Here is a 19,172-nt window from a genome sequence, read left to right as displayed (position 1 = left end):
GCCATGTCCGTATCCGCGTCCGCGCCCGTTTCCGCGCGGAAGCCGACCACGATGGCGCAGGCGCTGAACGCCGCACTGCGCGACGCGATGCGCGAGGACGAGCGGGTGCTCGTCTTCGGCGAGGACGTCGGCCCGCTCGGCGGCGTGTTCCGCATCACCGACGGGCTGACCAAGGAGTTCGGCGAGGAGCGCTGCTTCGACACCCCGCTCGCCGAGTCCGGCATCGTCGGCCTGGCCGTCGGCATGGCGATGGGCGGCTTCCGCCCCGTCGTCGAGATGCAGTTCGACGCCTTCGCCTACCCGGCGTTCGAGCAGATCGCCTCCCACGTGGCCAAGACCCGCAACCGCACCCGCGGCCGGGTGTCGCTGCCGATGGTGATCCGCATCCCGTTCGCCGGAGGCATCGGCGGGGTCGAGCACCACTGCGACTCCAGCGAGGCGTACTACGCCCACACGCCCGGGCTGAAGGTCGTCACGCCCGCCACCGTCGAGGACGCGTACTGGCTGCTCCGCGAGGCCATCGCCGACCCCGACCCGGTGATCTTCATGGAGCCCAAGCGGCTGTACTGGGCCAAGGAGGATTTCTCGCCCGCCGAGCGGCGCGCCCCCGGTTTCGGCCGGGCCGTGGTGCGGCGCGAGGGGCACGACGTCACGCTCGTCGCGTACGGGCCGGGCGTGCCCGTCGCGCTCCAGGCAGCGGAGGCGGCCGCCGCCGAAGGCCGCTCGCTGGAGGTGGTGGACCTGCGGACCATCGTGCCGTTCGACGACGAGACCGTGGTGTCGTCGGTACGCAGGACCGGGCGGTGCGTGGTGATCCAGGAGGCGCAGGGCTTCGCCGGGGTCGGCGCCGAGATCGCGGCCCGCGTCCAGGAGCGCTGCTTCCACTCCCTGGCCGCGCCCGTGCTGCGCGTCACCGGCTTCGACATCCCGTACCCGCCGCCCAAGCTGGAGCACACCCACCTGCCCGATGTGGACCGGGTGCTCGACGCGGTGGACCGGCTCCAGTTCGACGACCAGCCCGACCTGCTGCACCTGAGCAGGGAGGCGTCATGACGGCCACCGGCGCGCGTCAGGTGTTCCGGCTGCCCGACCTGGGCGAGGGGCTGACCGAGGCCGAGGTGCTCGACTGGAAGGTGGCGGTCGGCGACACCGTCGAGGTGGACCAGATCGTGGTGGAGGTCGAGACGGCCAAGGCGGCGGTGGAGGTGCCGGTGCCGTACGCGGGCACCGTGCTCGCCCTGCACGCCGCGCCCGGCGCGGTCCTGTCGGTGGGGGAGCCGCTCATCGAGATCGGCACCGCCGAGAGCCCCGAGGACCCGGCGGCCGTGCAGTACCGCGAGGAGGAGCGGGCGGGCAGCGGCAACGTCCTCATCGGCTACGGCACCGGCCACCGCCCGTCCTCCCGCCGCCGTCGCCGCACCGCCGCCAAGCCGTCTGCGGCCGGCACGTCACCCTTGACCGGCCCGCGCCCGCTCCGGCAGGCCACGCCGGAGGAGGCCGCGAAGCCGCGAGCGGCGGAGGCGCACCCTGCCGATCAGGCGGAGGCGCGTCCTGCCAGGCCGGCGGAGGCGCGCCCGCTCCGGCAGGCCGTCCCCGAGAAGCCCCGGCAGCATGCGGGGCGGCAGGCGCCGCGCGTGATCTCGCCGCTGGTCCGCAGGATCGCCCGCGAGCACGGTATCGACCTCGCCGGCGTCACCCCTACCGGCCCGCGCCAGGTGATCTTGCGCCGCGACGTCGAGCGGGCCATCGAGCGGGCGAGGCCGGCCACGAGCGAGCAGGCCGCCCGGCCGGTGACCCAGGAGGCCCGGCCGGCTCCTGCGGAGGTCGAGCGGATCCCGCTGCGCGGCGTGCGCAGGGCCGTGGCCGAGAAGCTGAGCCGCAGCCGCGCCGAGATCCCCGACGCCACGACCTGGGTGGACGTGGACGCCACCGACCTGGTCGCCGCCCGCGACGCGCTCCGCCGCAACCGCCCGCAGCTCGGCATCGGCCTGCTGGCGCTGCTCGCCCGCATCTGCGTGGACGGCCTGCGCCGCTTCCCCGAGCTGAACTCGACGGTGGACACCGACCGTTCGGAGATCGTCAGGTACGGCCGCATCCACCTGGGCTTCGCTGCCCAGACCGACCGCGGCCTGGTCGTGCCGGTGGTCCGCGACGCGCACCTGATGACGACGGCCCAGCTCGCCGCCGAGCTGACCAGGCTCACCGGCCTGGCCAGGGCGGGCAAGCTGCCGCCCGAGTCGCTGACCGGCGGCACGTTCACGCTCAACAACTACGGCGTCTTCGGCGTGGACGGCTCCACCCCGATCATCAACCACCCGGAGGCGGCGCTGCTGGGCGTCGGCCGCGTCATCGAGCGTCCGTGGGTGCACGACGGCGCCGTCGTCCCCCGCAAGATCGCCCAGCTCTCGCTGACGTTCGACCACCGGGTCTGCGACGGGGGAGCGGCGGGCGGCTTCCTGCGGCACGTGGCCGACTGCGTGGAGAACCCGGCGATCCTGCTCGCCGACCTCTGACCGCCGAGGGCCGCCCCCGGCCTGCGTGCGGCGCCGAGGGCCGCCCCCGGCCTGCGTGCGCCGCCGAAGGGCGCCCCCGGCCTGCGTGCGCCGCCGAAGGGCGCCCCGGCTTGCGCGCGTCTACGCCGTGCGCGCGGCCTCGTCCGGTGCGAGGGCGAGGCCGAGGGCGGCCTCCACGTGGATGCGGGTGGAGTCGAACACCGGGACGGGGCTGTCGTCCTGGCCCACCAGCAGGGTGATCTCGGTGCAGCCGAGGATGACACCCTGCGCGCCGCGCCCGGCGAGACCGGCGATGACCCGCCGGTACGCCTCCCGCGACGCGGGCTCCACACGTCCCAGCGTCAGCTCCTGGTAGATGACGTCGTGCACGAGCGTGCGGTCCGGCTCGTCCGGCACCAGCACGTCGATGCCGTGGCCGCGCATCCGCGCCCGGTAGAAGTCCATCTCCATGGTGAAGCGGGTGCCGAGCAGGCCGACCGTGGTGAGCCCGGCCGCCGCGATCCGGCGCGCGGTGGCGTCCACGAGGTGCACGAACGGCACGTTCACCGCGCCTTCGATGGCGTCCGCGACCTGGTGCATGGTGTTGGTGCACAGGACGATCAGGTCCGCGCCCGCCCGCTCCAGGCTCCCGGCGGCCTGCGCGAGCAGCGCGCCCGCGCGGTCCCACGCGCCGTCGCGCTGCATCGCCTCGATCTCGGCGAAGTCGACGGTCACCATGACGCTCTTCGCGCAGTGGTGCCCGCCGAGGCGGCGGCGGGTCTCCTCGTTCAGCATCCGGTAGTACTCGGCGGAGGACTCCCAGCTCATGCCGCCGATCAGACCGATGGTGCGCATCACGGACTCCACCTTGCCCGGTTCCTCCGCTTATAGGAAATCGGGAGCGGTGCGCCCGGCGCAGGTGGGGGGATCGTGCGGCGGTGCGCCCGGCGTAGGTGGGGGGATCGTGCGGTGGTGCGCCCGGCGTAGGTGGGGGGATCGTGCGGTGGTGCGCCCGGCGCCGGGCGCACCACCGCGAGGCGGACTACCCCTGTGTGTTCTCGGAGAGCGCGGGATCGCCGCTGTCGTTGAGCTGCTCATCCCCCTGGTCCCCCTGCTCTCCCTGCTCTCCCTGCTCTCCCTGGTCCCCCTGGTCCCCCTGGTCCCCCTGGTCCACCGGGTCGCCCTGATCGATCGGCGAGTCGTCGGGCTGTCCCGAGCAGGCCGGGTCGTCCGCGCACGCCTGGTCGGCCGGGGTGTCGTCCAGCCCGTCGTCCACCTGGTCGTCGGTGCCGTCGTCGGTCACCTCGCCGGACGGGTCGGACGGGTCGGCGGCGTCGTCCGACGGGTCCTTCGTCGGCTTGGGCTCCGGCGCGCTCACCAGGTCGTGCTGCTGCCCGGCGAACGAGGGCGGCGGGAACTCCTCGACCGGCTTGCCGGCCATCGCCACCGTCATGAAGTCCCGCCAGATCTTGGTGGGCGTGCCCGCGCCCTGGATGTCGCCGAGCGAGACCTCCTTCTGCAGCGCGTATCCGTTGGGGTCCCTGAGGATCTTCCCGGTCTTCGGGTTACGCTGCGGCACCTCCTTGTACATCCCGACCGCCGACGAGAGCTGCGGGGTGTAGCCGACGAACCACGCCTCCTTGTTCTCGTTGTTGGTGCCGGTCTTGCCGGCGATCGGCCGGCCGCCGGGCAGCGCGGTGCCCCGGGCGGTGCCCGACGTGACCACCTGCTGCATCGCGTACGTGGCGTCGGCCGCGGTCTCCGGGCTGATGACCGGCTTGGGAGGGTTGGCCTCTTTCATCACGGTCACGCCCTTGTTCGTCTTCACCGAGATGATCACGTGCGCGTCGTGGTGGACGCCGTTCGCGGCGAAGATGCCGTACCCGGTGGCCTGCTGGACGGGGGTGACCAGGCCCGCGCCGATGGACATGCCGTACGAGTGGGTCTTGATCGCCTCCTGAAGGTTCTTCCCGCTGATGCCCGCACCTTCGGCGATCTTCGCGACCTCCTCCAGGCCCACCTCCTGCGCCATGGTGGCGAACGCGGTGTTCACCGATTGCGCGGTGGCCCTGTCGATCGTCACGGACGCGCCGATGTCGTGCGAGTTGCGGATCGGCTTGGTGCCGGGCAGCGTGACCGGGCCCTTGCCGGAGACGTGGCTCTTGAGGCTGTAGCCCTGCTCCAGCCAGGCGGCCAGCACGTACGGCTTGAACGCCGACGCCGCCTGCTTGTGGGCGTCGAAGGCGTTGTTGGTGAAGCTCTTCAGGTAGTCGTGGCCGCTGTAGAAGGCGATCACCCGGCCGTTGCGCGGATCGACGGCCGCCATGTTGGCCCGGATGTACTTGTCGCCGATGGCGGTGAGGTTGCTCTCCACCGCCTTCTTCGCGGCCAGCATCAGCCGCCGGTCGAACGTCGTCGTCACCCGGTAGCCGCCGATGCTCAGCGCCTTGTCGTCGATGCCGCGCGAGGCCAGCTCCCGCTGGACGATGTCGACCATGTAGCCCTTGATGCCGTTGAAGGTCTCCACCTTGTCCTGGCGGGCGAGCTTGGGGAACTCGGCCGTCTTGGGCAGGTCGCCGTACCGCGCCGGGGCGATCTCGGCCATGCCGTTGATCGTGTACGTGAACCGCTCCCGCGTCGGCGCGAAGTTCTTCTCCTGCTCCGCGTTGTCGAAGTCGACCGGCCGCTGCGTGCGCCCGGCCAGGTAGGCGGCCTCGGCGACAGTGAGGTCCTCGACGTTCTTGTCGAAGAACGCCTGGGCGGCCGCCTGGATGCCGTTCGCGCCGCGCCCGAGGTAGATGGTGTTGAGATAGTTGGCCAGGATCTCGTCCTTCGACATCTCCTGGCTGGCGCGGATCGAGACGAAGATCTCCTTGACCTTGCGCTGCACGGTCCGCTCCTGGCTGAGGCCGTCGTAGTAGCCGCGCGCCATCTCCTGGGTGATCGTCGATCCGCCCTGCACCTGCTGCCCGGTCAGCGTGCTGTACGCCGCGCGCAGGATGCCGGAGATCGAGATGCCGGGGTCGGTGCGGAAGGTACGGTTCTCCGCGGCGATGAAGGCGTCCTGGACGTGCCGGGGGATCCGCGAGATGGGGACGATCTCGCGCCTGGTGCCGAGCCTGGCCAGCTCGGTCTTGCCGTCCCGGTAGTAGAGGATGCTGCCCTGCTCGGTGGCGTGCTTCTGGGTCTCCCGCGGCAGCGGGGTGTTCGCGTACGCCACCATGACCATGCCGAACAGGCCGGTCACCAGGACCATGATGCCGAGCACCACGGCCTTCCAGCTCGGCACGAACCGCCGCCACCCGGTCCTGCGGCCCTTGCCGCCTTCGCCCTCGCCACCGCCGCCACGACCGTGCCCGCCGCCACGACCGCGCCCACCGCCACGACCGCGCCCACCGCCACCGCGCCCGCCGCCACCGCGCCCGCGGTCGTCGTGCCCGCCGTCGTCGTGTGCGAGAGCGACGGACGGCTCGCGCCTGCGGCCGGCGCCGCGCGAAGGGCCGCGTATGCCATCGGAGTCCGCGCCGCTTCCCCTGCGGACGGGGCGCGAGCGCGGGGCGGGATGCGCCTCTTCAAGAGCCGCCGAACGGGCGGATCCGCGCTGCTCGAAGCTCGCCCGGTCACGGGACGGGCGGCGCCGGCCGCTGGCTGCCGCCCTCTTGCCCGGCCAGCCACCCGCGCGTAACAGGTCGCCGAGCGCCGCACGCGCCGCAGGGCGGGGCCGCCCACCGGCGGCGTCCTGCCGCCCGGACGGCTCCGGATCGTGGCTGCTGTGACTCACAGGTCCCTATTCACTCATCCGGCGGCCCGCTCCGCAGGCAAAAGGCGACATTTCACGTATTTCTCACGATCTCCGCAAAGGCCGCGCCATCCGTCGAATGGCGGCTGCGGAACACTTCCGCAAGGGCCCGCGCCATCTCTCGAAAGGCGGCTGCGGAACGACGTGACGGGCGATGCCGCGCGATAGCGTGGAGATCCCTGCGGTGTGCTCCTCGGGGGCGGAGGCATCACGATGACGAATCGCGTCTGCACGATCGGCCACTCCAACCGCGCGTTCGATGAGGTGCTGGAGATGCTGCGCGCCCACGACGTCACGTGCCTGGTGGACGTCAGGTCGTTCCCGTCGTCGCGCAAGTTCCCGCAGTGGAACCAGCCGGCCATCGTCGACGCGCTGCCTCCCGGCATCGGCTACCGCTGGATCCGCGAGCTGGGCGGACGGCGGCATACCCCGGAGGGCGTGCCGAGCCCCAACGGCGCGTGGGAGGTCAAGGCGTTCCGCGACTACGCCGACCACATGGCCACCGAGGAGTTCCGGCGCGGCCTGGACGAGCTGCTCAAGCTCGCCGGGCAGCAGCGCCCGGCGATCATGTGCAGCGAGGCCGTGCCGTGGCGCTGCCACCGCCGGCTGATCACCGACGCGCTGCTCGTCGCCGGGATCGAAGTCGTGCACATCATGTCGGCGACCTCGGCGAGACCCGCGGAGCTCAACGAGCACGCGCGGGTCGCCGGCGGGCATCTCGTCTATCCTCCGCCCGAGGGCGGCACCAGCGCGGCCGGCGGCACGTGATGCCGGCCCATGTGGATGTCGCGGTCGCACAGGCCGCCCTGCGGGATCGGCCAGGGTCCTGCGGGATCGGCCAGGGTCCTGCGGGATCGGCCGGGAGAAGAAGATCTTCACCACGTTCGGCTCGGGGCGCGCCATCGAGGAGGTCCGCGCGGCAGGCCCCGGTGACGCCCCGCTCACCCCCGGCCCCGGCGGCCGGGACACCACCGCCGAACTGGGGCAGGCCATCGCCGGACGCGTCAGGGAGCGCCGCCCCGATACGCCATGATGTTCCCGCCACAGCAGCAGCACGCCGCCGGAGTGCTGGAGAAAGGAGTGCCGCCATGGACGCGGACGTCATCATCGTGGGCGCGGGCCTGTCCGGGCTCGTCGCGGCCCAGGAGCTGACCAGCAGGGGACGCAAGGTGGCGCTGGTCGACCAGGAGAGCGCGGCCAACCTGGGCGGGCAGGCGTACTGGTCGTTCGGCGGGCTGTTCATCGTCGACTCGCCCGAGCAGCGGCGCCTGCGCGTGAAGGACTCCTTCGAGCTGGCCTGGAACGACTGGCAGGGCAGCGCCCGCTTCGACCGCCTCGACGACGAGGACCTGTGGGCCGAGCGGTGGGCCCGCGCGTACGTCGAGTGGGCCGCGAGCGAGAAGCGCTCCTGGATCGACGCCCAGGGCATCAAGCTGACCCCCATCGTCGGCTGGGCGGAACGCGGCGGCCTGCGCGCCGACGGCCACGGCAACTCCGTGCCCCGCTTCCACGTCGCCTGGGGCACCGGCACCGGCGTGGTGGCGCCGTTCGTGCGCGCCGCCCGGCGGGCCGCCGACGCCGGGCTGCTCAGCTTCCACCACCGCCACCGGGTGGACGAGCTGATCGTCCAGAACGGCGCCGTCACCGGCGTGCGCGGCAGCCTGCTCGCCGACGACGACTCGCCGCGCGGCGTCGCCTCCAACCGCGACGTGACCGGCTCCTTCGAGCTGACCGCGCAGGCCGTCATCGTCGCGAGCGGCGGCATCGGCGGCAACCTCGACCTCGTCCGGCAGTCCTGGCCGCAGCGGCTCGGCACCCCGCCGCAGAGCATGATCATCGGCGTGCCGGCGTACGTGGACGGGCGCATGCTCGGCATCAGCGCCGCCGCCGGCGCCCGCATGGTCAACCGCGACCGCATGTGGCACTACGCCGAAGGCGTCCAGAACTGGAACCCCATCTGGCCGGGCCACGGCATCCGCATCCTGCCCGGGCCGTCGTCGCTGTGGTTCGACGCGCTCGGCCGCCGCCTGCCCGACCCCTGCCTGCCCGGCTACGACACCCTCGCCACGCTGAAGTACCTGCGCACCACGCCCGACATCGCCGAGTACGACCACTCCTGGTTCATACTCAACCAGCGGATCATCGAGAAGGAGTTCGCGCTCTCCGGCTCCGAGCAGAACCCCGACATCACCAGCGGCGACCGCACGGCCGTGCTGCGCGGCCGCCTCTTCGGCAAGGGCGCGCCCGCGCCGGTCGAGGCGTTCAAGCGGCACGGCGCCGACTTCGTCGTGGCCCGCACGCTGGAAGATCTCGTCGCCAAGATGAACGAGCTCACCGACAAGCCGCTGCTCGACGCCGCCGAGCTGCGCCGCCAGATCGAGGCCCGCGACCTGCAGATCGCCAACCCCTACAGCAAGGACGCGCAGGTGCAGGGCATCCACAACTCCCGGCGCTTCCTCGGCGACCGGCTCACCCGCACCGCCGTGCCCCACCGCATCCTCGACCCGCAGGCCGGCCCGCTCATCGGCGTCAAGCTGCACATCCTGACCCGCAAGACCCTCGGCGGCATCCAGACCGACCTCGACTCGCGCGCGCTCGGCGCCGACGGCTCGCCCGTCCCCGGCCTGTACGCGGTAGGGGAGGCGGCCGGGTTCGGCGGCGGCGGCGTCCACGGCTACAGCGCCCTGGAGGGCACCTTCCTCGGCGGCTGCCTGTTCTCCGGCCGCCAGGCGGGCCGAGCCGCCGCCGACGCGGTCGCGTGACGCTCCGGCCCGGTGGCGTGGGCGCCGGCCGGGCAGCGCGAGGCGCCGGCCGGCGGTGTGAGGCGCTAGCTGGCGTTCGGCGCCGGGCCGGTGGGCTCCGCGGGCTCGCCCGGCGAGCCCGCGCCGGCGGGCTCGTTCGACCGCGCCGCGCCCACGGGTGCGGCGGGCTCGCTCGGGCGACCCGCAGACACCGGTTCGGTCGTCGCAGACCGCCCCGCGGGGAGGATGCCGGCCTCGCTCAGCAGGCGGCGGGCCGCGGCGATGGCCTCGGGCGTGGAGGCGAACACCCGCCCGGCCTCGTCCAGCCGGGCGATCACCCCGAGCGCCCGCAGCGGCTTGTGGTGGCCGTCGCGGATGCCGGAGACGAGCACCGTGACGCCGCGCCGTTCCAGCCGGGTGATCGCATCGCCGAGCACCAGCGCGCCGCTGGCGTCGATCGTGGTGACCCGCGACATGCGCAGGATGACCACGGAGACGTCGGACACCTCCGACAGCTCCAGCAGGAAGCGGTGCGCGGCGGCGAAGAACAGCGGGCCGTCCAGCCGGTAGGCCACGATGTGCTCGGCGAGCAGCGCCCGCTCCTCCTCGTCGTGGTCGCCGGGCAGGTCGGGGTGGAGCGGCACGTGGTCGAGGCGGACGTTGCGCGCGATGGCCCGCAGCGCGAGCGCACCCGCCACGATCAGGCCGATGATGACGGCCGCCACCAGGTCGAGCGCGAGCGTGGCGATCGCGGTCAGCGCCAGCACGAGGGCGTCGGAACGGGTGGAGCGGAGCATCGCGCGTACCGAGCCGACCTCGACCATGCGCACCGCCGTGGCGAGCAGCACGCCCGCCAGCGCCGCCAGCGGAATCCTGCCCACCAGATCGGCGGCGGTGAACACGATCACGCCAAGGATCGCGGCGTGCGCGAGGGAAGCAAGCCGGGACGTGGCACCCGCCCGCACGTTGACCGCCGTACGCGCGATCGCGCCCGTGGCCGGCACGCCGCCGAACAGCGGCGCGAAGAGGTTGGCCAGACCCTGACCGAACAGCTCCTTGTCGGGGTCGTGCTTGTGGTTGACGCTCATGCCGTCCGCGACGGCGGCCGACAGCAGCGACTCCAGCGCGGCCAGCGCGGCGACCGCGATCGCCGGGGCGATGAGCGAGCCGAGCGCGGAGACGTCCAGGAACGCGAGCGACGGCGCGGGCAGCCCTGCGGGCAGGTTGCCGATGCGGTCCACCGGCAGGCTCACCAGCTCGGCGACGATCGTCGCGGCGGCCACCGCCAGCAGCGAGAACGGCACGGTTGGCCGCCACCGCGCGCCCACCAGCATCACCGCGGCGACCGCGCCGGCCACCGCGAGCGCGGCCCAGTTGGGACGGGCGACGAAGTCGAGCACCGCCTGCCAGGCCACGGCCGGGACCTTGTCGCCCTCCGGCGTCGGCACGCCGAGCGCGGCGGGCACCTGCTGCAGGCCGATCACGCAGGCGATGCCCAGCGTGAAGCCCTCCACCACCGGGGCGGGCACCAGGGTCATGAACCGTCCCGCCCGTGCCAGCGACAGGCCGAGCAGGATGAGACCGGCCATCACGCCGACCGTCAGCACGCCGGTGGGGCCGTACGTGTGCGTGATCGGCACCAGCACCACCGTCATCGCGCCGGTCGGCCCCGACACCTGCAGGGCGGAGCCGCCGAACACGGCCGCCAGCGCACCCGCCACCACGGCGGTGGCCAGGCCCGCCTCGGCGCCGAGGCCGCTGGAGATGCCGAAGCCGAGCGCGAGCGGCAGCGCCACGATCGCCACCGTCAGGCCGGCCAGCAGGTCGCGGCGCGGGTGGCGGCCGAAGGCGGCCAGGTCGGCGCGGGCAGGCAGGACCGAGCGCAGGCGGGCCCAGCCCGCCAGGAGAACGTCGTTCACCGCTCGCCGGCCTCCGCTTCGAGCAGCTCGTTCAGCAGCTCGTGACGGCCGGAGAGCTTGGCCTGGAGCAGGTGACGGGCCGCGCGCAGCAGCTCGGCCACGTCGCCGCCGGACATCGCGTACACCACGGTGGAGCCGTCACGCCGTGCGGTGACCAGCTCGGAGCGGCGTAGCACGGCCAGGTGCTGCGACAGCCCGGTCGGCTCCACCTCGATCTCGGCCAGCAGGTCGCGCACCGGCTTGGGGCCGTCCTGCAGCAGTTCGAGCACCCGGATGCGCACGGGATGCCCCAGCAGGCGGAACAGCTCGGCTTTCGCCTCGTACAAGGGCACCGACATCTCTGCGTGCGTCCTTCCTTCGTGCCTTCTCAGGTGCTCGGGTCATGGGATGACTCAGGTTAGTTTCCAATGAATTGCGAAAAATCGCAATTTCGCTACTGCGACGCCCCGTCAGACGGCTCCGCGCCGGGCCGGTCGATGGGGGTGCTTGGACGGCTTTCCTGGCGTGTCCCGGTTGGGATGCGGCGTCAGATGGTTACCGTGTTGCTACGGGTCATAACCCTGCGTAATCGGGGTCAGCTCCTCTGACAGACATACGAACGGCGACAAGGAGCTGTGTGCATGGACACGGTGACGGCGCGGACCGGCCACGTACGGGAGCTGGTCGACCGGCACTTGGAGCGCCTGCTCGAACGGCAGCTCGGCCGGCTCGCGTTCCTGGACGACGAGGACGCCGGGCTGGTGCGCGAGCACCTCGTAGCCTTCGTGCTCGGCGGCGGCAAGCGGCTGCGGCCGGAGTTCGTCTACTGGGGCTACCGCGCCGGGGGCGGCGAGCGGCCGGAGGAGGTCCTGCCTGCGGCGTGCGCGGTGGAGCTCGTGCACGCGGCGGCGCTGCTGCTCGACGACATCATGGACGAAGCGGGCGCGCGGCGCGGCCGGCCGCCCGCCCACGTCGCGCTCGCCGGCCTGCACCGCGCGAAGGGCCTGCGCGGCGACCCCGAACGCTTCGGCGAGTCGGTGGCGACGCTGCTCGCGCTGCTCGCCTTGACCTGGGCCGACGCGGCCATCCTGGAAACCGGCACCCACCTGCCCGCCGCACTCGACCACCTCACCCGGCTGCGCGTGGAGGCCATCGGCGGCCAATACCTCGACCTCACCCGCACCTTCACGGCCGGCGCTCCCGCCACCCGCCCCTCTGCCACCCTCCCGCCCGGCACCCGAGCCGACGAGGAGGCGGGCGAGCACGGAGGGGGAGACGCCGCCGCAGAGACCGGTGGGAAGGCTGCCGGGCAGGGCCGTGCCGGTGAGCGGGGCGCCGGGCAGGAGGACGATGGGACGGCGGAAGAGGAGCAGGGCCGTGCCGGTGGGCAGGGCGTCGGGCAGCAGGGCGGCGGGACGGCGGAAGAGGAGCAGGCCCGGCTGATCTCGCTGTACAAGTCCGGCAAGTACACCGTCGAGCGGCCGCTTCTCCTCGGGCACGCCGTCGCGGGCGGGTCCGCGCCGACGCGCCGCCTGCTCAGGGCGTACGCACTGCCGCTGGGCGAGGCGTTCCAGCTCAGGGACGACGTCAACGGCGTGTTCGGCGACCCCGCCGTGACCGGCAAGCCCGCAGGGGCCGACCTGCTCCAGGGCAAGGCCACGTACCTGCTCGCCGAGGCCCGGAGGCTGACCGGCGGCGCTCCCGCGCTCGACGCGATCACCGGCCCCGAAGGCGTGGCCGAAGCCCGCAGGCTGATCGTCGAGTGCGGCGCCCTGGACGCGGCGGAGCGCCGCATCGCCGACCTGGTCGCCGAGGCGATCGCGGCCCTCGACCACCCGCCCGGCCTCCCACCCGACGCCCGGCGCGCCCTGACCCACCTGGCCACCACGACCACCCAGCCGCCCGACGCGCCGGCACCCCAGGCCGGACCTGCCGCCGCCCCCGGCCGCGCCACCGGACGACCGGCCGCACCCACGCCGGGGCACGGGGGCGGGGACGCCACGAAGCCCTCCGCCGGAGCCGCCTCGGACACGGGCGCGGATGCGCCTTCCGGCCCGGCTGGGAGGGCGGAGCCAGGGGCGGGCACGGATGCGCCTTCCGGCCCGGCTGCCGGGGCCGGTCCGGCCGACGCTAGGGCGGTGGCGCGTGCGGAAACCGCAGCTTCTTCATGGGCGGGCACGGAACCGGGTGCCGGCCTGGCTGCAGGAGCACCAGCGCGGGTCGGTGCCGGAGCAGGCTCCCGTCCGATCGCCGGAGGCGACCCAGAGGAGAGGGACGTGGTCGAATCCCGTACGGACCGCACGGGCCGCCCTGGGGCGTGGGCTGAAAGGCCGGGGCGATGAGCGAGGTGGTGGTCGTCGGGGCGGGGCTCGGCGGGCTGGCGGCGGCGGTGCACCTGGCGGCGGCCGGGCGGCAGGTCACGCTGGTCGAGGCCACCGCGGAGCCCGGAGGGTGCTGCGGCACCGCGAGGGTCGGACCGTACCGGTTCGATGTGGGGCCGTCGGTGCTGACCATGCCGGACGTGCTCGCCGAGGTGTTCGGAGCGGCCGGTGAGGAGCTGCGCCACTGGGTGCCGCTGCGCCGCCTCGACCCGTCGTACCGGATGGTGTTCGACGACGGGTCCAGGCTGGACGTGCTGCCCGAGCGCGAGGCGATGACCGACCAGGTCCGTACGCTGTGCGGCCCCGCAGAGGCCGCCCGCTACGAGCGCTACCGCGCGCTGCTCGATGAGATGTTCCGGGTGGAGTGGCCGGCGTTCATCGACGCCGACATGACCCGGCTGCGCGCGCTCGCCAGGCCGGCCGCGCTGCTGCGCCTGGCCGCGTTGGGCGGTTTCCGCCGGTTGGACCGCCTGGCGGCCCGCCACCTCACCGACCCGAGGCTGATCAAGGCGCACACCTTCCAGGCCCTGTACGTGGGCCTGTCGCCGCAGCGCGCCCTCGGCATCTACGCCGTCATCGCCCACATGGACACGATCGGCGGCGTCTACTTCCCGGAGCACGGCGGCATGCACGCGATCCCGCTCGCGCTCGCCGCCCTGCTGGAGAAGCTGGGCGCGACCACCAGGTACGGCGTCCGCGCCCTGGAGGTCCTGACCGACGGCGACGGCGTCACCGGCGTGCTGCTCGACGACGGCGAACGGCTGCCCGCCCGCCACGTGGTGGTGGCCTGCGACCGGCTGGCGGCCCGCAGGATGCTGCCCGCCCTGGCCGGCGACTGGCGGCTGCGCCGCCCCCGGCACTCGCCGAGCTGCCTGGTGCTGCACGCGGGTCTCGACCGCGTCCCGGACGGTCAGGCGCACCACACGCTGCACTTCGGGCGCGCCTGGCGGCGGACGTTCAAGGCGCTGGAGCAGGGCCGGCCCCAGCCGGACCCGAGCCTGCTCGTCACCTGCCCGCGCCCCGACGGCGAGTCGGCACCGCCGGGCCAGGCCACGCTGAGCGTCCTCGAACCCGCCCCCAACCTGCGCCGCGCCGACTGGCGGCGGCTGCGCCCGCTGCTGGAGTCGCGGCTGCTCGACCGCCTGGCCGCGCTCGGCTACGGCGACCTCACGGACGCGCCCCGGCTGGTGCTCGACCCGCCCGCCTGGGCGGCCAGGGGGCACAGCGCGGGGACCCCGTTCGCGCTGGACCACCGCGTCACCCAGACGGCCTGGCTGCGTCCGTCGGCGGTCGCCCGCCGGGTGCCGGGGCTGCACTTCGCCGGCATGTACACCGCACCGGGAGTCGGGGTGCCGCCGGTGCTCATCTCCGGCCGGCTCGCCGCCGCGCGCATCCTGAAGGAGCACCGTTGACGCTCACCGCCAGCTACGAGCGCTGCCGGCGGTTGCACGCCCGCTACGGCCGCTCCTACTACCTGGCCACCCGGCTGCTGCCCCGCTGGAAAAGGCGGCACGTGCACGCCCTGTACGGGTTCGCCCGCTACGCCGACGAGATCGTGGACTCGTTCACGATGACCGGCGACCGCGAGCGCGCGCTGGACCGGCTGGCCGCCCGGGTCGAGGCCGGACTGGCCGGGGAGCGGATCGCCGGCGACCCGGTGCTGCCCGCGTTCCTGCACACCGTGCGCTCGTTCGGCATCGACCACGGCGACGTCGCCGCGTTCCTGGCCTCCATGCGCGCCGACCTGTCGGTCACCCGGTACGCCACCTACGACGACCTGCTCGGCTACATGGCGGGCTCGGCCGCCGCCATCGGCACCATGATGCTGCCGGTGCTGGAGCCCGAGCCGGGCCGCGCCGAGGCGGCACGCGAGCCCGCCAAGCAGCTCGGCCTGGCGTTCCAGCTCACGAACTTCCTGCGCGACGTCCGCGAGGACCACGCCCGCGGCCGGATCTACCTGCCGATGGCCGACCTGGACAAGTTCGGGGTGCGCCCGGACGAGCTGGGCGGCCGCCGCGCCGGGCCCGCCGTGCGGGAGCTGCTCGCGTACGAAGCGGAGCGGGCCCGCGAGCACTACCGGGCGGCCGCCTGCGGCATCGGCCTGCTCACGGCGTCGTCCCGGCCGTGCGTGCGCGCCGCCTTCGAGCTGTACGGCGGCATCCTCGACGAGATCGAACGGCGGTCGTACGAGGTGCTCGCCGGCCGGGTACGCGTGCCGCGCCACCGCAAGGCCGCCGTCTTCGCCCGCCACCTGCTGCACTCGGCCCAGGCGGGCAGGGCCGAACGCCGCGTCCACGTGGAGCTGCCATGATCACCGCCCCTGCGCTCGCCGCGCCGGCCGGAGAGCCGTCGTGACCGCGGTGACCTCGGGCGGCGTGCCCGCCGCGTCACCTGGAGAGCCGCCCGTGGTGCTGGATGCGATGGGCGGCGATCACGGGCCGGCGGCGACGGTCGCCGGGGCCGTGCTCGCCCGGCGCGGACACGGGGTGCCCGTCGTGCTGGTCGGCGCGCGGCCCGTTGTGGAGGCGGAGCTGCACAGACACGATGCGCTCGGCGAGCTGGCGGTCGTGCACGCCGACGAGGTGGTGCCGATGGCCGAGAGCGGGGCAGGGGCCGCCGCGCTCACCCGGTCCAGCCTCGCCGTGGGCTGCGCGCTGGTCGGCAGGGGAGAGGGCGGCGCGTTCGTGTCGGCGGGCTCGACCGGGGCGGCCGTCTCCTGCGCGGTACGCGGCATCGGCCGCGCCCCCGGCGTACTGCGCCCCGCGCTGGCCGTGGTGCTGCCCGCGCTGCGCGGCGGCGGGAGCGTGCTGGTGGACGCGGGCGCGACCGCGGACCCGAGCCCGGCGATGATGGCGCAGTTCGCCATGCTCGGCGCGGGATACGCGCGGGCGGTGCTGGGCCGTCCCGACCCGCTCGTGGGGCTGCTGTCGATCGGCGCGGAGCCGGGCAAGGGCAACCGGCTGAGCCGCCGGGCCGAGGAGCTGCTGGCCACGCTGCCGCTGCGCTTCCACGGCAACATCGAAGGCCACGACGTGCTGGCGGGCACGGTCGACGTGATCGTCACCGACGGGTTCACCGGCAACGTGCTGCTGAAGAACGTCGAAGGCTGCGTACGCACGACGCTGGCCATGGTCGCCGAGGCCGGGATCGCGTCCCCTGAACGGCTCGCCGAGGTGGCCCGCCGCTACGACCCCGAGACCCACGGCGGCGCGGCCCTGCTGGGGCTGCGCGGCACGGTCGTCATCGCGCACGGCTCATCGCCCGCCGCCACGATCGCCCGCGCCTGCGTCGTCGCCCGGGACTTGGCCAGGCACGGCCAGGTGACCGGCATCGAGACCACGACGGCGGAGCCGGTCACATGACGCCGGGCGCGGCGGCGGGGTCAGCGGAGCGGGTCGGCGCCGTCCCACGTGCCTTCGCTGGCGTACGGGACGAACCGGGCGAACAGCTCCTCGGCGTACCAGTCGTGCGCCCGTACCCGCTCGATGACCTGCCGGTGAGCGGCGCCCCGATAGGCGAAGGCGCGCACCGCCGCCGCGTCCCGCCACAGCGAGAACGTCGCCTGCCTGGCCACCGGCCACTCGCCCATGCCGATCGAGGCCAGGCAGCCGTCCTGCCGCCGCAGCAGCTCCTCGACCGAGGGCACCGACCGGTAGAACGCGACCAGCCGCCGAGGCCGGATCGACGCCCGGGTGAGCACGGCGACGGGCCCGCCGGTCCGCACGCGTCGAGCGTCGGGCCGGTCGCCGTGCTCACCAGCCTGATCGCGGCCCTGGCCGGACCGCTCGCCGTGCTCGCCGTGCCGGCCGCCGATCCGGTCGAGGGCGAACGGGTCGCGTCCCGACCAGGTGCCGCGCGAGGTCAGCGGAGCCAGCCGCACCTGCCAACGCTCGCGCGCCTCGGCCCGCCACCGCGCGGCGATCGGCGAGGTACGCAGGAACACCTCAAGATCGTCCTCACACCGCCAGACCGCGAACAGCGCCCACCGCCGCAGGTCGGCCCCGAGCGACATGGCCCGCCCGCGCCCCGTGCCGAGCAGCCGCCAGAACCGCAGCCCCGGGGTGCCGCGCAGCAGCGGCCGGTCGAAGGCCATGTGGCTCATCGCCCCCAGCCTGTCGTACCTGACGAGGTGGAACGACGCGATGGCTGAAGCAGGGATCGTGCTGGTCGCGCTCATCGCCGGTTACCTGCTCGGCTCGGTGCCGGTCGCGGTGCTGGTGGCGCGCAGGCACGGCGTCGATCCGCGCGAGGCGGGCGACCGCAACCCCGGGTACTGGAACGTCAAGGAACAGCTCGGCCTCAGGGCGGCGATCCCGGTGTTCGCGGGGGACACGGCGAAGGGCACGCTGGCCGCGCTGGTGGCGCTGGTGCTCAGCGGCGCGCACGTCACCGGGCTCGGCACGGTCACCGGGACCAGCGTGCTGCCGGTGTACGTGGCGACGGGCGCGGCGATGATCGGGCACGCGTGGCCGGTGTTCGCCGGGTTCCGCGGTGGGCGGTCGATTCTCACCTTCGCGGGTGGGGTGGCGGTCATCTGCCCGGCGGCCTTCCTGCTCGGATCGGTGGTGCTGGCGGTGACGGCGTGGGTGACGCGGTCGTTCGCGGTGGGGGCGCGGGTGGCGGTGTTCGGGGTGCCGGTGCTGCAGCTGCTGTTCGCGCCCGTGGAGCTGGTGGCCGCGACCGGCGCGCTCATGTGCCTCATCGGGCTGCGCTTCGCCCAGGCCGCGCTCGCCGGCCGCCGGCGGTGACCGCCGGGTACGTGCGGCCCCGCCACGTACGGACCGGGCGCAGCGTCGCCATCGTGAGCCGGAGCGCGGCGGCCGGGTCGAGCAGCGGCGACAGCAGCAGTCCCGGGCCGGGATCGCGGTAGCTGCCGCGCAGCGCGTACGCCAGCGGCAGCCGCATCGCCAGCAGACCCGCGTCCAGGCCGGTGGGCCGCCCGGCGGCCACGCGCAGCGCGGGCAGCGCGCAGGTCAGCCAGATCACGGCCAGGTCGGCCGCCTGCCACCCGGGCCCGGTCACGTCGCGCAGCGGCAGCGAACGTCCCCACTCCCGCCACAGCTCGGCCACCGAGTCGTGCATGTCCACCTCGAGCAGCGAACCCGCGTCGAGGAACCCCACCGACCAGCCGCGCCCCGCCAGGCAGCGGGCCAGCGCCACATCGTCCGTCATGCGGTCGCGTACGAGCGCGAAGCCGTCCACGCGGGCGAGCTGCTCGCGGCGGAACGCCATGCACTGGCCATTGGCGACGACCCGGTGCGGAGGCGGCGGCACCGGCGGGCCCGCCGGGCCGAACCGGTAGACCAGCGTCGCCAGCATCGCCGCGTGCAGCGCCTGTTCGAGCGGGCCGTCACAGGCGAACCTCGGAGCCGCGCTCACCAGGTCGTAGCGTTCGAGCGCGGCCGCCAGCGCGCCGAACAGCCCGGGCTCGGGCCGCGCGTCGGCGTCCAGCGTGACCACGACTTCGCCGGTTGCGGCGCCGACGCCCTGGCGCAGCGCCCACTGCTTGCCCACCCAGCCGTCCGGCAGCGGCGCGCCGCTGATCACCTTGGCGCCCAGCGCGGCGGCCACATTCGCCGTGCCGTCGCGCGAGCCGTCGTCCACGACGATCACCTCGGTGACGGCCGGGGCGGCGAGCGCGGCCCGCAGGCACGGCCCGATGCGCGCCGCCTCGTCCCGCGCGGGGACGACGACGGAGATCGTCGTACGGGCGGTCATGCGCGGCGCGAGCGCCGGCAACCGCCGCCGCCCCCGCGCCAGCCGCGCCGCCGCGACGACACCGGCGACGACCTGCGCCACGGCAAGCGCCCTCACCGCACGCCGCCCAAGGAGAGCACCGAGGCAAGCGCGGGTGCGGCGGC

The 19,172-nt window shown here is 74.2% G+C and carries 15 protein-coding genes; 9 read left to right on the top strand and 6 right to left on the bottom strand.

Annotated elements, in window-relative coordinates:
* The first annotated feature begins 3 nt into the window (after positions 1-3).
* Together ACFMQL_RS39720 and ACFMQL_RS39715 are read left to right on the top strand one after the other, a co-directional pair.
* The gene (locus ACFMQL_RS39720) at positions 4-1,053 is read left to right on the top strand and encodes an alpha-ketoacid dehydrogenase subunit beta (RefSeq protein WP_378790265.1); all 1,050 of its coding nucleotides are present in this window, start codon (positions 4-6) and stop codon (positions 1,051-1,053) included.
* A complete protein-coding gene (locus ACFMQL_RS39715) occupies positions 1,050-2,513 on the top strand; it encodes a dihydrolipoamide acetyltransferase family protein (RefSeq protein ID WP_378789923.1) in 1,464 nt (487 codons plus the stop codon). The genes ACFMQL_RS39720 and ACFMQL_RS39715 overlap by 4 nt, the downstream gene beginning before the upstream one ends.
* Positions 2,514-2,633: 120 nt before the next feature.
* On the opposite strand, the gene ACFMQL_RS39710 is transcribed toward ACFMQL_RS39715, so the two are convergent.
* Together ACFMQL_RS39710 and ACFMQL_RS39705 are read right to left on the bottom strand one after the other, a co-directional pair.
* The gene (locus ACFMQL_RS39710; protein ID WP_364064840.1) at positions 2,634-3,347 is read right to left on the bottom strand and encodes an aspartate/glutamate racemase family protein; all 714 of its coding nucleotides are present in this window, start codon (positions 3,345-3,347) and stop codon (positions 2,634-2,636) included.
* Between the two features lie 187 nt (positions 3,348-3,534).
* On the bottom strand, positions 3,535-5,781 hold the full coding sequence (locus tag ACFMQL_RS39705; protein WP_378789920.1) for a transglycosylase domain-containing protein: 2,247 nt from the start codon (positions 5,779-5,781) through the stop codon (positions 3,535-3,537).
* Between the two features lie 723 nt (positions 5,782-6,504).
* On the opposite strand from ACFMQL_RS39705, the gene ACFMQL_RS39700 reads away from it, so the two are divergent.
* Together ACFMQL_RS39700 and ACFMQL_RS39695 are read left to right on the top strand one after the other, a co-directional pair.
* Positions 6,505-7,059 (top strand): DUF488 domain-containing protein, encoded by a 555-nt coding sequence (locus ACFMQL_RS39700; protein ID WP_364064837.1) that lies wholly within the window; start codon positions 6,505-6,507, stop codon positions 7,057-7,059.
* Between the two features lie 320 nt (positions 7,060-7,379).
* Positions 7,380-9,053 (top strand): FAD-binding dehydrogenase, encoded by a 1,674-nt coding sequence (locus ACFMQL_RS39695; protein WP_378789918.1) that lies wholly within the window; start codon positions 7,380-7,382, stop codon positions 9,051-9,053.
* 65 nt (positions 9,054-9,118) lie between these two features.
* Here the strand turns inward: ACFMQL_RS39695 and ACFMQL_RS39690 are convergent, their stop codons facing one another.
* Together ACFMQL_RS39690 and ACFMQL_RS39685 are read right to left on the bottom strand one after the other, a co-directional pair.
* Positions 9,119-10,951 carry a SulP family inorganic anion transporter gene (locus ACFMQL_RS39690; RefSeq protein WP_378789916.1) on the bottom strand — a complete coding sequence of 611 codons (1,833 nt, stop codon included), beginning with the start codon at positions 10,949-10,951 and terminating at the stop codon, positions 9,119-9,121.
* Positions 10,948-11,289, bottom strand: coding sequence for a metalloregulator ArsR/SmtB family transcription factor (locus ACFMQL_RS39685; protein WP_364064827.1), 342 nt, complete (start codon positions 11,287-11,289; stop codon positions 10,948-10,950). The genes ACFMQL_RS39690 and ACFMQL_RS39685 overlap by 4 nt, the downstream gene beginning before the upstream one ends.
* A gap of 282 nt (positions 11,290-11,571) precedes the next feature.
* Here ACFMQL_RS39685 and ACFMQL_RS39680 point away from each other — a divergent pair, with 282 nt between their 5' ends.
* The 4 genes from ACFMQL_RS39680 to ACFMQL_RS39665 are packed head-to-tail and all read left to right on the top strand — an operon-like array spanning position 11,572 to position 16,673.
* The gene (locus ACFMQL_RS39680; protein WP_378789914.1) at positions 11,572-13,272 is read left to right on the top strand and encodes a polyprenyl synthetase family protein; all 1,701 of its coding nucleotides are present in this window, start codon (positions 11,572-11,574) and stop codon (positions 13,270-13,272) included.
* On the top strand, positions 13,269-14,723 hold the full coding sequence (locus tag ACFMQL_RS39675; RefSeq protein ID WP_364064823.1) for a phytoene desaturase family protein: 1,455 nt from the start codon (positions 13,269-13,271) through the stop codon (positions 14,721-14,723). The genes ACFMQL_RS39680 and ACFMQL_RS39675 overlap by 4 nt, the downstream gene beginning before the upstream one ends.
* Complete coding sequence (locus tag ACFMQL_RS39670) at positions 14,720-15,622, top strand: phytoene/squalene synthase family protein (RefSeq protein ID WP_364064820.1); 903 nt, start codon at positions 14,720-14,722, stop codon at positions 15,620-15,622. The genes ACFMQL_RS39675 and ACFMQL_RS39670 overlap by 4 nt, the downstream gene beginning before the upstream one ends.
* A 40-nt stretch (positions 15,623-15,662) precedes the next feature.
* A complete protein-coding gene (locus ACFMQL_RS39665) occupies positions 15,663-16,673 on the top strand; it encodes a phosphate acyltransferase (RefSeq protein ID WP_378789912.1) in 1,011 nt (336 codons plus the stop codon).
* A gap of 20 nt (positions 16,674-16,693) precedes the next feature.
* Here ACFMQL_RS39665 and ACFMQL_RS39660 read toward each other — a convergent pair whose 3' ends face one another.
* Complete coding sequence (locus tag ACFMQL_RS39660; protein WP_378789910.1) at positions 16,694-17,413, bottom strand: spheroidene monooxygenase; 720 nt, start codon at positions 17,411-17,413, stop codon at positions 16,694-16,696.
* Between the two features lie 40 nt (positions 17,414-17,453).
* On the opposite strand from ACFMQL_RS39660, the gene ACFMQL_RS39655 reads away from it, so the two are divergent.
* Positions 17,454-18,059: a glycerol-3-phosphate acyltransferase gene (locus ACFMQL_RS39655; protein ID WP_364064813.1), complete on the top strand. Its 606-nt coding sequence runs from the start codon at positions 17,454-17,456 to the stop codon at positions 18,057-18,059.
* Here the strand turns inward: ACFMQL_RS39655 and ACFMQL_RS39650 are convergent.
* The gene (locus ACFMQL_RS39650) at positions 18,010-19,110 is read right to left on the bottom strand and encodes a glycosyltransferase (protein ID WP_378789908.1); all 1,101 of its coding nucleotides are present in this window, start codon (positions 19,108-19,110) and stop codon (positions 18,010-18,012) included. The genes ACFMQL_RS39655 and ACFMQL_RS39650 overlap by 50 nt on opposite strands.
* Positions 19,111-19,172 lie beyond the last annotated feature (62 nt).

This window comes from Nonomuraea fastidiosa, from assembly GCF_042751225.1.
GTDB lineage: Bacteria > Actinomycetota > Actinomycetes > Streptosporangiales > Streptosporangiaceae > Nonomuraea > Nonomuraea fastidiosa.
The sequence above is the reverse complement of the archived record's forward strand: the minus strand, read 5'-3'. Positions and strand labels throughout refer to the sequence as shown.

Bases quoted from the DNA above. Each gene is read 5' to 3' on its own strand.
- ACFMQL_RS39655 (WP_364064813.1), top strand. From the start codon at position 17,454: ATGGCTGAAGCAGGGATCGTGCTGGTCGCGCTCATCGCCGGTTACCTG.
- ACFMQL_RS39675 (WP_364064823.1), top strand. From the start codon at position 13,269: ATGAGCGAGGTGGTGGTCGTCGGGGCGGGGCTCGGCGGGCTGGCGGCG.
- ACFMQL_RS39680 (WP_378789914.1), top strand. From the start codon at position 11,572: ATGGACACGGTGACGGCGCGGACCGGCCACGTACGGGAGCTGGTCGAC.
- ACFMQL_RS39660 (WP_378789910.1), bottom strand. From the start codon at position 17,413: ATGAGCCACATGGCCTTCGACCGGCCGCTGCTGCGCGGCACCCCGGGG.
- ACFMQL_RS39715 (WP_378789923.1), top strand. From the start codon at position 1,050: ATGACGGCCACCGGCGCGCGTCAGGTGTTCCGGCTGCCCGACCTGGGC.
- ACFMQL_RS39720 (WP_378790265.1), top strand. From the start codon at position 4: ATGTCCGTATCCGCGTCCGCGCCCGTTTCCGCGCGGAAGCCGACCACG.
- ACFMQL_RS39695 (WP_378789918.1), top strand. From the start codon at position 7,380: ATGGACGCGGACGTCATCATCGTGGGCGCGGGCCTGTCCGGGCTCGTC.
- ACFMQL_RS39710 (WP_364064840.1), bottom strand. From the start codon at position 3,347: ATGCGCACCATCGGTCTGATCGGCGGCATGAGCTGGGAGTCCTCCGCC.
- ACFMQL_RS39700 (WP_364064837.1), top strand. From the start codon at position 6,505: ATGACGAATCGCGTCTGCACGATCGGCCACTCCAACCGCGCGTTCGAT.
- ACFMQL_RS39685 (WP_364064827.1), bottom strand. From the start codon at position 11,289: ATGTCGGTGCCCTTGTACGAGGCGAAAGCCGAGCTGTTCCGCCTGCTG.